This window comes from Paenibacillus sp. VTT E-133280, from assembly GCF_002264385.1.
GTDB classification, from domain to species: domain Bacteria; phylum Bacillota; class Bacilli; order Paenibacillales; family Paenibacillaceae; genus Paenibacillus_AQ; species Paenibacillus_AQ nitricinens.
The window spans coordinates 38,944-53,848 of record NZ_NFUX01000020.1; the positions used below are offsets into that span (position 1 = coordinate 38,944).

Sequence of the window (14,905 nt, forward strand, 5' to 3'; positions counted from 1 at the left end):
CGTTATTCCTCCTTTCCTGTCAAGAAATAAATCGTATCCAGCTGAAAGGTTTCGGCAGCGGCTTTTACATCTTCAGCACCGATTTGTTCCACCTGCCCCAATAGCTGATCCGCTGTCCGTTCTTTTCCTGACAACTGGCGGTTGAAGTCGTAAGAGATCATTTCAAAAGCAGAATCCGGAATCTCGGAAAGCTGATTGCGGATCATAGCTTTGGTCTGACTCAGTTCCAGATCACTGATATTGCCAGCTTTCATCTCTTCCAATTGCTTCTCTATAATGTCCACGGCTTTGCCGTAATTTTGCGTTTCGATGCCGGATTGAATCGTTCCAATGCCCTTGTGGCCGTCATAACGAGACGAAGCATAGTAGGCAAGGCTTGCCTTCTCACGTACATTCACGAAGAGTTTAGAGTGTGGATACCCTCCTAATATACCGTTGTACATAATCGCGGAAGCGTAATTATCATCCTTATAAGTAATAGAGGTACGCAGGCCCAGGTTCAACTTGCCCTGACTGACATCCAGCTTCTCTTCTACAGTCCGTACCTCATTAACCGATACTGGTATGAACTTAGAGCTATATAAGCCCACCTCGGACTGAACCCGGCCGAAATGACGCTGTACAAGCTGTTCTACTTCCTCAGTGGTTGTGTCACCCACTACATAAAGATCAAGGATGGCTTCATCCAGCCAGGAATTATACGATTCATACAAACTTTTCGGAGTGATTTGATCCAGGTCCGCTCTTTGACCCAGAGGGTGAAGACGGTATGGCTCCTTGCGGCACATTTCCTCAATACAGCGTTCAGCGGCGTAACGTATCTTGTCATTTACGATAGACTCCAGCTTCTTGCGAACGGTTTCACGCTCTGTTGCAACATACGAAGGCCGGAAGCTGCCGTCTTCAACTAATGGACGAGTCAGTACTTCACCTAAGAAAGCGAAGGATTGTTCAAGTAAGCTCTCCTGGCTTTGCACAAAAGAGTCATTAATCGTATCCATGCGGAACTGAACGATTTGATAATCGCCTCTTTTATAAATATCAAACCCGAACCCAGCGCCATACAGCTCCTCTAAACGCTCGCGGAATTGCGTAGTCTCAGGATAAGTCGCGGTACCTCTGCGAAGCACGAATGGAGCCAGTGCAGTAGAGGTTACTGTATTCTCATCAAGAGGGATCCCTGCATAAAGTGAGATCGCATAGGTCTTGAACGCCTTGGTTGGCATAACGTGAATGCGCAAGCCTCCTACGGTGCCATGCTGAAATACATTATTAGTCAAGTCCAAAACTCCTTTACGGCGTGGATAGTTGCTCTACATCATGTTTATGAATTATTAACCATTCTAAACCATTCCAAAGTAAGGAAGCAACCGGAAGCCTCTTCCCGGTTGCTCTTTGAATTCTCTATCCTACTGTTCTACATACAGAAAATATGCTGACCTATCGTCTTAACCTGAGGCCGGCTCCAAATCCATTTTGAGGTAGCCGTTTTAGGGTTGAAGTAATACAGGCATCCTCCGGATGGATCCCAACCACTGAGTGCTTGCTGTACTGCCTTACGTGCTTGCTCATTTGGCTCCAGATAGATTTGGCCATCGGCTACAGCTGTAAATGCTCTCGGTTGAAAAATAACACCAGACGGCGTATTCGGGAAACTAGGTGATTTCACACGATTTAAAATGACCGCAGCCACAGCAACCTGACCTTCAAAAGGCTCACCTCTGGCTTCTCCATACACGGCATTGGCCATGATCTTCAGATCATTCTCCGATAAACCCATCGAATTGCCTGAAGACAACCCTGGAGAATTCGATTTATCTGTCGTATTTGTTTTATTGCCAGTGTTTCCCTCTGCTGTCTTATTTCCCGTGCCCGTAGAAGGCTCAGTCGGCTTCCAGTTCTTCGTGGCGTTATACAGCTTCAGCTTCGTTTTGGCACCTACAATGCCATCAGACTTCATTCCGAACTTCCATTGAAACCAAGTGACTGCATTCTTCGTTTTCGGCCCAAACTGACTGTCTATTTTTCCGGCATAATAACCTAAATGCTTTAATCGTCCCTGCAATTCATAGACATCCTGACCCGTGGACCCAAGCTTAATGGGTGTTGTACTGAAAGCCGGCAAGGCTTCTTCGTCAGGATTATTTAACTCGTGGACAAATGACGCAGCAGCACTTTGCTTGGTCTGAACAATGCCATTCCCCTTGAAAAACGTTCCTGCAAACGGCGCGGCAGCAAGTGCAAGAGTTAAAGCAGCAAATATCCACATCTTTTGTTTCTTCATAGGGTTCGCTCTACCTTTCTTTTGTAAGTTCTGCATGGATGGCTAAAGTTATTATGACGACTGTCAGCGCATCCTATGCATTACTAAAAAGAAGAAATAGCTTTCCGTTGTAATTGAGAATGATTATCAACTATAATCGAAATAAGAAAACCATGGAGTTGATATGAATCATGAATTTAAAGGACCACATTTTACTGTGGAACCACGCATTAATTGAAATTATAGATATACGTCATACTTCTCAACCTTTTAGTGATATGAATTCACAATAGTCCAAGTAACAGGTTCGCACTTTAGGGAAAAACTCCCTGAAAATAGTGGATATTCTCTGATAATGAATGGAATTAGGGAATTCCTCCCTAAAAATCAGGCCAATTCCTTTATTTATTACCAAAATTAATAAATTATAGGGAGCTTTTCCCTAATTATAATTCTGAGGGCCATAATATCAGTATTTCAGGGAGAAATTCCCTAATTCTTTAATGCAGCTTCACAAAGACCATTATTTGAAGGGGCGTTTACACTTCTTCAGCAGAGTAAGGGGCGGTACCCAAGTAGTACAAACTACTTGAGCACCGCCCCTTCTCACTGTCTATTAAATGCTAGAACTGACTTGTCCAGCTTAAGAACTGATCTTGTTATGCTGATATTGCTCCAGTGACACAAGCACCTCACGCGGCTTGCTGCCCTCGTATGGCCCAATGACCCCACGAGCCTCCATGGAGTCAATCAAACGGGCTGCACGGGTGTAACCAACCCTCATCCGGCGCTGTAGCAGCGAGACCGAAGCCTGCTTCGCTTCAAGCACGATCGTTACGGCCTGCTCATATAACTCATCCTGAGGTTCCTGATCTTCTGCGATTGTGTCATCTACCTCTGGAACAATAGACTCATCATATTCTGCTTCCCCTTGACTGCTGACATATTGAACGATCGTCTCAACCTCCTGATCGCTCATAAAAGCACCCTGTACTCGAATCGGTTTAGAAGCCCCCATCGGTAAGAACAGCATGTCTCCTCGACCCAAAAGCTTCTCCGCGCCCGGCATATCCAGAATGGTTCGAGAGTCTACATTGGACGATACACCAAAAGCTATACGAGAAGGAATATTAGCCTTAATCAAACCTGTAATGACATCTACGGAAGGACGCTGGGTAGCGATAATTAGATGAATACCAGCTGCACGCGCCATCTGTGCGAGTCGACAGATAGCATCCTCTACATCGTTAGCGGCAACCATCATCAAATCCGCAAGCTCGTCCACAATAACAACAATATAAGGAAGAATAGCCGCTGGATTCTCAGCCATCAGCTTATTATAGCCTTCCATGTTCCGTGTTCCCGATTTGGAGAAGAGTTCATACCTTTTCTCCATTTCCACAACGATCTTCTTTAAAGCTAAGCTCGCCCGCTTCGGATCAGTAACCACTGGAGCCAGAAGATGCGGAATCCCATTATAGACATTCAGCTCTACCATCTTCGGGTCCACCATCAGGAATTTGACTTCATCAGGTTTAGCTTTGTATAAAATACTCGTAATAATCCCGTTAATACAAACCGATTTACCAGAACCCGTTGCACCAGCCACCAATAAATGGGGCATCTTCGCTAAATTACCGATAATTGTCTGACCCGAAATATCACGTCCAAAGGCAATCGATAATCTGGACTCTGCTTCCTGAAAGATCTGTGTTTCCATAACTTCACGCATAGTAACAACAGACACTTCGGAATTTGGCACCTCTATTCCAATTGCTGATTTACCCGGAATGGGTGCTTCCATACGTATATCTTTGGCAGCAAGAGCAAGTGCAATGTCATCCGTCAGATTAACAATACGGCTAACCTTAACACCAATATCCGGCTGAATTTCATACCGTGTAACCGCTGGACCTCTAACTACTTCAAGAACCTTTGCCCTTACACCAAAGCTCTCAAGTGTAGCTTCTAACTTACGGGCTGTCTGCATATAATCATTCTGATCTCCCGCTTTGCCGCTGTTGTTAGGTTTAGCAAGAAGACGGAAAGATGGCAGCTTATAAGGCTTTGGTGGAGGTGGTGCTGGTGGTGCAGGAACGATCTCGCCATCCGGAGTAGCACTTAGCAATCCATTCAAGTCTATGTTCACATTCTCCTCAGGCTCATCTGAAATCTGTTGATGAATTGGATTAGCCCCAGTAACAGGAGCTTTGCTAGTAACACCACGAGCCGCTGGAGAGAATTCACTCCAATCCTCCCTATCTTCCTCATTCAACCCTTCTGAGCGGATATGCTCAAAGAAGTCGCGGATAATTGGCGTCACAGGTTCCATATCCATATCTGCATCATCAAAATCCTGATGAATATCCTCAAGTGAAGTCACACGACTATCTACTGAAAGCCCGGAAATGATCGGACCGTGCGAAGCACTTGTTACAATTGGACCTTGATCATCATTCCCAGAATCGGCTTCCGCCTCTGAACGGGTGGAGCCTGAGAACCAACCGGATATTTTTTTCAAAAGAACAGGTTGCTTGCGGTTAGGTAAATATCGATCGTCTTCTTCCTCTTCGTCATCTTCTTCATAGACAGGCTGCTTCACCTGCCGAGTCTTAGCCTGGGCAGCTGATTTAGAAGGTCTAGCCGCTACCGGGACTGCCTTCGGACGGTTTGCCGCATGGAGACGAATCCCCTCCACAAACTTAACCGTACGAACTCGTAAAAGAGTAATAATCTCTACATAAGAGAGATTTGTAATTAACATAAAGCTGATGGCAAGCATAACTATCATGAGCAGCTTAGCGCCCAGACTACCAAAGAGCCACAGCAGCGCAGCATACTCCAACCCGCCGATATATCCACCACTTATATCCTTACCCAGCATATAGACATTACTATTGTTAGCACCAGGCGAAAGAGATCCCGAAAGATCATTATGTATTTGTGTCATCACGTTGCCAGGATGGAGCAAGGACAACGGGCCAAGCTTCTGCTCCATTGCAGAAATCGTACTCATAAGGCACATGGAAAGCAGAAGCAAAAGCACGCCTGTATGCCGACTGTTCCAAGAAGAAGGCCATCTTCGATGGATCATAACCATAAGCCCATAAAAAATACCAATAAGCGGCAACACAAAATAAAATCTCCCTAATAAATAACCCGCCATACTTGAAAGTGACCGCCCTACCGCCGCTTCACCGGACAGAGCAATAACGGATATCGTTATTAGTAAAATTCCATAAATTTCATATTTTAAAACGCTGCCGAGCAGCGCTTTTTTCTTTTTCTTTTTTCGTTTAGCCACGCCAGCCACCCCCGGAACAACATTATACCATATAATGGCGTGGCGTACCTATGTTCTCTTTTGTCAAAAAATGAATCTTTATGTTAACGTAATTATCGCTCCTGGAGAGTACGACGGATCCAAATATCGCTCCAAAGGACAATCCAGCAATCTTACTATGCGCGCGCGTCCTTCCTCCATCGGCTCAACCTGCATGAGCATCCCTTGAACACTTACTTCTCGCGTTGTAGCGTAATTATTAAAGGCACCCTCCCACACCTGTTCCATCGACATTATCGTGTAGAGTGTCATTGCGTAAGCCCTCCCGAAATCGCTGCTGTAGGCGCTGCAGAGAAATCTCCACCAATCATCCGGTTAAGATGCGCTAAGGCAGCTCCGATCCCGCCCACCTCATCCATGAGACCATATTTAACGGCGTCCAACCCCCCAACGGCTGTTCCAATATCACGATTGAGCTCACCTGTCTTAAACATGAGATCACGGAACTGTTCTTCAGAAATCCGAGAATGAGAAGTAACGAATTTCACTACACGCTCCTGCATTTTTTCCATGTATTCGAACGTCTGTGGCACTCCAATTACTAAACCATTCATACGAATCGGATGTATCGTCATCGTTGCACTTTCCGCAATAATTGAATACGTAGAGGATACAGCGATCGGAACGCCAATACTATGGCCCCCTCCAATGACTACTGTTACCGTTGGTTTAGAGAGCGAAGAAATCATTTCGGCAATCGCTAGACCAGCTTCTACATCTCCACCAACCGTATTTAAAATAATAAGCAGACCTTTAATATTCTTATTCTGTTCAGCTGCCACCAGCTGGGGAATGATATGTTCGTATTTTGTCGTTTTGTTCTGAGGAGGCATTACAATATGGCCTTCAATCTGACCGATGATCGTTATGCAAAAGATATCCGGTTCACCAGTAGGTACCGCTGTTTGTCCAAGCTCTTTCAGTGCACCCATTGTAGTGGGCGGCATATTTTCATTTGTACTTGGATTTCCCTCTTGTGGTATAACTTCCTCATTCTTTGCTCCATTTGATCCATTCATGTAGTTCATCTTCGCAGCTCTCCCTTTTCTTATGCAGCTCTGGTCTGCAATAGCCTTACTAACTTTCATTAGTATGACATTTCAGGGCCCCGCATTATGCAAAGCTCTCCTCATGATGTGAATATAAACAATACAAAAACCCCTTTTCCCGTAGAAACCGTCCAATATTTCCGGGGAAAAGGGGCCAATGCCCAAGCTATATATTTATTTAAGGAGAATTCTCCTCACACTTCCATGATAATTGGCAAAATCATCGGTCTACGACGCGTTTGCTCATATAAGAAACGACCGAGTGAATCTTTTACGCTTGTTTTAAGCGATGCCCACTCATTTACTTTCTCACTCATCAGGCGCTGCAGTGTACTGGAAACAATTCGGTTCGCTTCGTCAAGCAGTCCTTCGGACTCACGGACATAAACGAAACCACGAGAAATGATGTCAGGTCCGGAGACAATTGCACCATTCTGTTTGCTTAATGTAACCACGACAACCAAAATACCATCTTGAGACAGTAACTTACGGTCACGCAATACAATATTACCTACATCACCTACACCCAGACCGTCAATCAATACGTTACCAGCCGTTACTTTACCAGCTTTACGAGCGGCACCGCCTTGAATTTCCACAATCTCACCAATTTCAGTGATGAAAATGTTCTGAGACTCTACACCAACGGATTCTGCCAAAAGCGCATGTTTGCGTTGCATACGGTATTCACCATGAATTGGAATGAAATATTTTGGTTTCATCAGATTGAGCATAAGCTTAAGCTCTTCCTGGCTACCGTGACCGGATACGTGAACGCCAGAATTGGAACCGCTATAGATTACGTTAGCGCCAAGACGGAACAATTCATCAATGGTACGACCTACATATTTCTCGTTACCTGGTACCGGTGTTGCTGCAATAATAACAGTATCACCTGGCAAGATATCTACTTTACGATGACTGGAACGTGCCATACGGGTCAATGCAGACATTGGCTCGCCTTGGGATCCTGTGCAAAGAACAACGACACGGTTCGCTGCCATTCTGTTCATTTCTTCAGGCTCGATCAGCATACCGTCAGGTACGTTCAGATATCCAAGCTCAGAAGCAATAGATACAACGTTTACCATACTACGGCCAATTACTGTAATTTTACGACCTGTGGATTCTGCCGCATTAACCACTTGCTGAATACGGTGCACATTGGAAGCAAAAGTTGCTACAACGACACGTTGTTCAGCTTTGCGGAAAATATCTTCCAGAACAATACCGACATTCTTTTCAGATGGGGTAAAGCCTGGTTTCTCAGCATTTGTACTATCCGACAAAAGAGCAAGCACGCCCTTCTGACCAATTTCAGCCATCCGATGCAGATTTGCAAATTGACCGTTGACTGGAGTGTGGTCAAATTTGAAATCTCCCGTATGAACTACGTTACCCTCCGGTGTTTCGATGCACACACCGACGGAATCAGGAATACTGTGATTGGTTCTGAAGAAAGTAACTTTGAGTGAACTTCCCAGTTGAATTTCTGAATCTTCATTGATCAGAATCCGTTTGGTGTCACCCAGTAAGTTTGCTTCCTTCAATTTGTTTTCTACAAGGCCTAATGTAAGTCTTGTTCCGTAAACCGGAACATTCAAATTCTTCAGGACATATGGGAGACCACCGATGTGATCCTCGTGTCCGTGGGTAAGTACAATTCCTCTTACCTTGTCACGGTTCTCTGTCAAATAAGAGATATCAGGAATTACAATATCAATACCGAGCATATCTTCTTCCGGGAACTTAAGTCCCGAATCCACGACTACAATGTCAGCTCCATATTGAATGACATACATGTTTTTCCCGATTTCTCCGACTCCGCCCAATGCGAAAATCATCAATTTATCGTTGTTGTTTTTTTTGGACAAATGAATCTAACCCTCCTATGATGTTGGACGTCATACTTTTATTGGTAAATATTGAACTTCGATTATTTCAGCGGCGCTGAACACATTCTTCAAACAGCTGATAGCTTCCTAATTAACAAGGATATTCCTGATATCTGTAAAATGCGCAATGCGAAAGCTCCCGATTCCGGGCAGTAAAGTTCATATTGAAACGGACAAATGCCGTCAAAATTCACCGTCGCGCCCCTCGCGCGAAGACATTTCAATCATTTACACAGACTCATCTTGGGACCTATCCTGTCTCACAATGTAAACCATTGACGGAAGATTACCGCATATTTAATTTTAACCGCACCCAGTCACTTAAGATCATTATACATGATTTTTTTGGCAAAAGACAAGTCACCCTATCTCGTATCCAAATTCTTTCCTTAAATGTGACCCATTATTTTAGCAAAATATAATAAATATAAAAACCGGCTCTCCACAGGAGAAGCCGGTTTAAACACAAGAATATCATTGTTCAGCACTTAGTGAAATAGCGCTTCAATAAAGGCCGCTTCCGCTTCCGTAGGTGAAATAAGCGGCAATCTGACGCCTCCAACAGGCAGACCCTTCAGAGTTAAAGCATATTTGACCGCGGAAGGATTCGGTAGCGGTTGCGGGCATTCGAATAATCCCTTAAAAATTGGGAACAGTTTCCGATGAATCTCTCCCGCTCGCTGCACATTTCCGGAGCTGTATGCATAGATCATTTCTGACATCTGTGCACCAACCACATGACTAGCTACGCTGATAATTCCGTATCCACCTACAGCTAGACTAGCTAAGCCCGCTGAATCATCACCAGTATATACACGGAAGTCATCGGCAGACGCAGAAGCGATAAGTGTCACTTGATCAACAGATGCACATTCTTTTGTCGCAACAATATTCGAAATTTCTGCAAGTCGAAGGGTTGTGTCTACGCTCATACTCACACCCGTGCGACCGGGAACATTATACAGCATAACTGGCAATGAAGTCTCCGAAGCAATCGTAGAAAAATGCTGATAGAGCCCTTCCTGATTAGGCTTATTGTAATAAGGAACGACCAAAAGTACGCCATCCACACCTATTTTCTCCGCTTCCTTCGTGAGGTGAATAGAGTGCTTCGTGTTATTACTGCCTGTTCCAGCAATAATTTTACAGCGACCATTCGCCTTCTCTAGTACGAAAGAAAACAGCTGCAGTTTCTCCTCATCACTTAACGTAGGGGATTCCCCAGTTGTGCCACAGACAACCAAAGCCTCTGATTTCTGTTCCTCAATTAAATAATTGACAAGCTGTGAAGTTACATCCCAGTTGATTTCTCCATCCCCGTCAAAGGGAGTTACCATGGCTGTTATTAATCTTCCGAAATCCACTTTGAATTCCTCCTTAGCGGTGCAATTCAAACATAGCGTGCAGCGAACGCAGGGACTGCACCATATCCTCTTTCTTCACCAGCACCCAAATCGTTGTATTCGAATCTGCGGATTGGAGAATCTGAATATTTTGTGAGCTAAGTGCCTCAACGATACGAGCCATAATACCAGGCACACCATTAATTCCGCCTCCGATAACGGAAACTTTTGCACAACCTGATAAACTCTTAGGACGCAGGCCCAATTGCTGAAGAACTGAGATGGCCTTTTCTGATTTGTCATCGAACACAGTATAAAGAGCTTCCGTAGGTGTTACATTAATAAAATCAACGCTTATTCCGTTGTCAGCCATACTTTTAAAAATTTGCAGTTGAACGCCCGTACCATTTCCATCTGGACACTCCACAGAAATCTGTGTGACGTTGCTGACATATGCAATCCCTGTTACGAAGCGATCTACAATGCCGCCAGACTGAATGTCGTTGAATCCTTCTGGATTCGTAACCAGCGTTCCTTCATTCTCAGAAAATGTTGAACGAACACGTACTGGAATTTGTGCCTGCATAGCAATCTCAACCGCACGCGGATGGATGACCTTTGCTCCTTGATGAGCCATATTACAAATTTCTGTATAACTAACATAAGTTAACGGTTTAGCATCTTCAACGATCCGCGGATCTGCTGTAAGAATCCCATTAACGTCTGTATAGATATCAACCATATCTGCATGAAGAGCAGCACCCAGTGCAGTCGCAGAGGTATCACTTCCTCCACGTCCTAAAGTCGTCAAATCACCCGCTTCAGTCTGTCCTTGGAACCCTGTCACTATAACCACTTTACCTTCACGCAATTCGCGGAGAACTCGTTCAGGACGTACATCTAGAATTCTTGCATTGCCATAGTTGCTATCGGTCAAGAAACCAGCCTGAGCTCCCGTTAATACCGTAGAAGCAATCCCTTCATTCTCCAGCAATCCACAAAGTGTAGTCGCAGAGATAATCTCACCACAGCACATCAAGAGATCCTTCTCACGCTCTGGAAGTGAATCTCCATTCTGTACGGCCCAATCCAGCAGCGTATCCGTTGCATAAGGTTCTCCGCGTCTGCCCATAGCCGAAACAACGATGACCAGACTATAGCCACTAGCGAGCTCCCGTTTGACATTACGAATGACGTGCTCTCTAGCTTGCGGTGTTGAGAGTGATGTTCCTCCGAATTTCTGTACCAGAATACCCATGTATAATTCCTCCATTATTGTCAAAGCAAACACACTAATCGTTCGTAAATAGAATTCATTTCGTTTCTAATGAGAAATTCCTTTACAGTACGTAAGCTTATTTCTTAAGTAATTTTCTTTTAATTTGAAAAATGGTTGTACCGCCCTCGAAATGAGGACGGTAGCAGTAAGCTTATATTTTTTGGTAGCAATGATCTCAGCAATGGGTTTAGCAGATCTTGGCTTTGAGCGTTAACGACCGCGTCTATTGATTAAGAAGCAACTCCGACCAAGGCGGCATTTAACTTCTCATTGCTCATTTAGTGCATCTCCCCTTTTATTATCCGCAACTAGCTCCACCGATTCCGCCTTATTCTAGACGGAATGAAACTTTTCAATAATCATCGGCTGTAGTTGTTTACCTTGCAAAGCGGCATAGCAAGCTTCTGGGATAAGATCCATACGCGCTACTAACGAATTAGGTTTGCCCTCAGGGTTATCCTGTCCGAATGGCACAAAATAAATATGTTTAGCCACGAGAAGCTTTGCAATATTTGCGGCATTAAGACCTAAGCCATCATTGGTAGATATCGCGAGAACTAGTGGACGTCCATTGCGCATCTGCGATTTCGCAGCCATGAGCACTGGACTATCGGTCATAGCATTTGCCAATTTACTCGTTGTATTTCCAGTGCAAGGTGCTATGGTAAGCACATCCAGCAGCTTGGAAGGACCCAGCGGTTCCGCTTCAACAATTGTAGAAATGATATCATTACCTGTTATATCTTTCAACTGTTTTAGCCAATTTTGCGATGTTCCAAAGCGGGTGTCGGTGCCTAGTACGGATGCTGAAACTATGGGCACTACGTTTGCTCCTCCATCTACGAAGCGTTGAATTTGCGGCATTACCTCCGCAAATGTGCAGTGAGATCCGGTAATCGCATACCCTACTGTTTTTCCGTGCCAATCCATTTTATTCGTCCCCCTTGATTAAAGCCTCGTCCGATATCGACTGAACCAGCGCATTTGCCATAATAATCCCAGCGCTTTTAGGAGCTACAATGCCAGGGAGTCCAGGTGCCAGCATCGCTTTAATTCCTCTTTTCTCCGCATAACGAAAGTCACATCCACCCGGAGCGGAAGCCAGGTCAATAATTAAGCAATTCGGTGAGATACGTGAAAGCACTTGTGCGGTGATGATCATACTTGGAATCGTATTAAATATTAGATCAACATCCGGCACATGAAGCAACAGTTCACTGGTCATAAACGGCTTCCAGCCCATTTCCTCAGCACGTGCATAATGTTCCTGTTTTCTAACTCCGGCTTTGACACTAGCACCCAACCCTTGCAGGCTTCTTGCCATTGTAAAACCCGTTCTGCCCAAGCCCAGTACCATCGATTTGGAACTGTGAATGGTAAAATCCGTGTTCTGTATGGCCATAACCAATGCCCCTTCCGCTGTTGGGATGGAGTTGTAGATGGCTACATCATCACGATTAAGCAATTCAATTAACTTTAACGAATGCTTGGCGCACATGCCGCGTAAGTAGCTTTTAGCCATACCGCTATACACCAAACAATGGGGTGGCAGAGCAGCAAAATGTTCTTCCAAGAGCATCAAGCGTTCAGAAGAAAATAAAGCACTGATATTTCCTTCATCATCACAACCAATCGTAGGCAACACTAATACATCTGCATTACTAAGCAGCTCTACCGTCATCTGTTCCAGGCTCACCCCTGGGCAAGGGGTTTCCCATTTATCGAACCCGGCAGCGCTTACCGTCGCATCCAATTCCACACATTTCCGAATCACTTCAAGCTGTCTCGCGTCCCCGCCCAGGAACACGATCCTGACGCCAGTAAGCATAGGGATGACGCTCCTTTCAACATACACTATCGACTATAGAGCATCTTATGCTGGGCATTCTTAATGGGTGAAAAGCGGAGAAGAATTACCATGCAGGCTTAAATGTGTGAAACTTATAAATCGTCATATTTAAACGAAAAAAAAGCTCACGAATCACGCCGATTAGGCATAAATTCGCAAGCTTTTTAATAAGTCATATTATTTGCCAGTGTGACCGAAGCCTCCGGCTCCACGTTCTGTTTCGGATAAAGTATCTACTTCAACCAAAGTGACCACTGGAACCGCTTGAAATACCATTTGGGCAATACGCTCATTGCGAGCAATAGCAAATGGCTCTTGCCCTAGATTGATCAACAACACTTTGATCTCTCCACGATAATCAGCATCAATCGTTCCAGGTGTGTTCAAACACGTAATCCCATGCTTCAAGGCCAGTCCACTTCGTGGGCGAATCTGAGCTTCTAATCCGTCTGGCATAGCTAATGATATGCCTGTTGAAATTAATGCACGTTCTCCAGGAGCAAGCACGACTTCGCTTTCAACCGCGGCATAAAGATCATACCCGGAAGCCTGTTCTGACATTTTACAAGGAAGATTAACATCCTCGTTTCCAGCTAGTTTATTGATTTGTACGTAATAAGACAAGATCATCTCTCCTAACATTTGCAATAGCTTTATCTGTTGAACCTACCATCGCTAAAGAAAGCGGCTCAGCAAACATATTATCAAGCACACTGTTGATATTGTCCATCGTTACTAACTGAATCTTGGCGATCATATCGTCTAATGTGTTATGTTTTCCGAGCATGAGTTCATTTTTCCCAATCCGATTCATCCGGCTACTAGTGCTTTCCAGGCTAAGAATAAGGCTACCTTTAAGCTGCTCCTTGCCTTTTCGCAGTTCATCTTCACTAAGACCCTTAGTAGCAAGTTCGTACATCATTTCCTTAATTAGCTCTGTTACATCCTTAGTTTGCTTCGGTGCTGTTCCAGCATAGACCGTGAATAAACCAGAATCCGCCTGAGAACTGTGGTATGAATATACAGAATAAGCTAGGCCACGTTTTTCACGAATCTCTTGGAACATCCGTGAGCTCATCCCCCCACCAATGGCATTATTAATAAGCACCATAGCATATTGCATTGGGTCGCCAGAGCGGACCCCTGGTAAGGAAAGACAGATATGATTCTGTTCTGTTTTTTTGCGGTGAAACAACAAATCCCCATAATAATCCGGTGGAGTCAGCGGCGCAGATGTGCCATGATTAGCAAAAGAACCAAAATGCTGCTCCAGCAGCTCAATCAGTCCATCACTAATGTTCCCCGCTACACTAATTACCGTATTCTCAATCGTATACTGCTCCTTCATGTAAGCACGAAGATCATCTGGCTTCATTTCCATCAGCCGTTCCTTTAAGCCTAGGATAGAATACGCAAGCGGATGATCCTTGTAAGCAGCAGCACACATCAAATCATGCACAAGGTCGTCTGGTGTATCCTCGCACATAGAAATTTCCTCAAGGATGACGTTTTTTTCCTTCTCCAGCTCTTCAGCATCCATACGTGAACGGAAGAACATATCTGCTAACACATCTACTGCGATAGGCAGATGCTCATCCAATACCTTTGCATAATAGCAAGTATATTCCTTAGAGGTAAACGCATTTACATTGCCGCCAATAGCATCGAACTGCTCGGCAATATCCTTAGCACTATATCGGTCCGTACCTTTAAAAAGCATATGCTCTACAAAATGGGATATCCCGTTGTTTCCAGGGTGTTCATTCCGCGAACCTGTCTTCACCCAAATTCCAAATGATACGGACCGGCCGGTCGGAATTTTTTCCATCACTACTCGTAATCCATTGGATAATACTATTTTTTCCACTTCATGTCCTCCTGGCA

The 14,905-nt window shown here is 44.5% G+C and carries 12 protein-coding genes; all 12 read right to left on the reverse strand.

What is annotated here, in order from left to right; genetic code table 11:
- Positions 1–2: 2 nt before the first annotated feature.
- A complete protein-coding gene (gene yfmF / locus CA600_RS11300) occupies positions 3–1,280 on the reverse strand; it encodes an EF-P 5-aminopentanol modification-associated protein YfmF (protein WP_094870278.1) in 1,278 nt (425 codons plus the stop codon).
- Positions 1,281–1,417: 137 nt separating this feature from the next.
- Positions 1,418–2,284: a spore cortex-lytic enzyme gene (gene sleB, locus CA600_RS11305; protein WP_094870303.1), complete on the reverse strand. Its 867-nt coding sequence runs from the start codon at positions 2,282–2,284 to the stop codon at positions 1,418–1,420.
- Between the two features lie 622 nt (positions 2,285–2,906).
- Positions 2,907–5,567, reverse strand: coding sequence for an FtsK/SpoIIIE family DNA translocase (locus CA600_RS11310; RefSeq protein ID WP_094870279.1), 2,661 nt, complete (start codon positions 5,565–5,567; stop codon positions 2,907–2,909).
- A gap of 78 nt (positions 5,568–5,645) precedes the next feature.
- A complete protein-coding gene (locus CA600_RS11315; RefSeq protein WP_094870280.1) occupies positions 5,646–5,858 on the reverse strand; it encodes a YlzJ-like family protein in 213 nt (70 codons plus the stop codon).
- Complete coding sequence (locus tag CA600_RS11320) at positions 5,855–6,634, reverse strand: ClpP family protease (protein ID WP_179281594.1); 780 nt, start codon at positions 6,632–6,634, stop codon at positions 5,855–5,857. Before CA600_RS11320 ends, CA600_RS11315 begins: the two co-directional genes overlap by 4 nt.
- Before the next feature lie 215 nt (positions 6,635–6,849).
- Positions 6,850–8,529, reverse strand: a complete 1,680-nt coding sequence (locus CA600_RS11325) for a ribonuclease J (RefSeq protein ID WP_042189403.1) — start codon at positions 8,527–8,529, stop codon at positions 6,850–6,852.
- Positions 8,530–9,038: 509 nt separating this feature from the next.
- Complete coding sequence (dapA, locus tag CA600_RS11330; RefSeq protein ID WP_094870281.1) at positions 9,039–9,914, reverse strand: 4-hydroxy-tetrahydrodipicolinate synthase; 876 nt, start codon at positions 9,912–9,914, stop codon at positions 9,039–9,041.
- A 13-nt stretch (positions 9,915–9,927) separates the two neighbouring features.
- Positions 9,928–11,151, reverse strand: coding sequence for an aspartate kinase (gene dapG / locus CA600_RS11335; RefSeq protein WP_094870282.1), 1,224 nt, complete (start codon positions 11,149–11,151; stop codon positions 9,928–9,930).
- Positions 11,152–11,505: 354 nt separating this feature from the next.
- The gene (locus tag CA600_RS11340) at positions 11,506–12,102 is read right to left on the reverse strand and encodes a dipicolinate synthase subunit B (protein ID WP_042189406.1); all 597 of its coding nucleotides are present in this window, start codon (positions 12,100–12,102) and stop codon (positions 11,506–11,508) included.
- Between the two features lies 1 nt (position 12,103).
- The gene (dpsA, locus tag CA600_RS11345) at positions 12,104–13,000 is read right to left on the reverse strand and encodes a dipicolinate synthase subunit DpsA (protein WP_094870283.1); all 897 of its coding nucleotides are present in this window, start codon (positions 12,998–13,000) and stop codon (positions 12,104–12,106) included.
- Positions 13,001–13,198: 198 nt separating this feature from the next.
- Positions 13,199–13,645, reverse strand: coding sequence for a dUTP diphosphatase (gene dut, locus CA600_RS11350; protein WP_179281595.1), 447 nt, complete (start codon positions 13,643–13,645; stop codon positions 13,199–13,201).
- Positions 13,620–14,888: a M16 family metallopeptidase gene (locus CA600_RS11355; protein WP_094870285.1), complete on the reverse strand. Its 1,269-nt coding sequence runs from the start codon at positions 14,886–14,888 to the stop codon at positions 13,620–13,622. The genes dut and CA600_RS11355 overlap by 26 nt, the downstream gene beginning before the upstream one ends.
- Positions 14,889–14,905: the final 17 nt, after the last annotated feature.

Excerpts from the sequence above, each read along its gene's own strand:
- dapG (WP_094870282.1), bottom strand. The coding sequence starts at position 11,151 with ATGGGTATTCTGGTACAGAAATTCGGAGGAACATCACTCTCAACACCG.
- CA600_RS11340 (WP_042189406.1), bottom strand. The coding sequence starts at position 12,102 with ATGGATTGGCACGGAAAAACAGTAGGGTATGCGATTACCGGATCTCAC.
- CA600_RS11315 (WP_094870280.1), bottom strand. The coding sequence starts at position 5,858 with ATGACACTCTACACGATAATGTCGATGGAACAGGTGTGGGAGGGTGCC.
- dpsA (WP_094870283.1), bottom strand. The coding sequence starts at position 13,000 with ATGCTTACTGGCGTCAGGATCGTGTTCCTGGGCGGGGACGCGAGACAG.
- CA600_RS11320 (WP_179281594.1), bottom strand. The coding sequence starts at position 6,634 with ATGAACTACATGAATGGATCAAATGGAGCAAAGAATGAGGAAGTTATA.
- sleB (WP_094870303.1), bottom strand. The coding sequence starts at position 2,284 with ATGAAGAAACAAAAGATGTGGATATTTGCTGCTTTAACTCTTGCACTT.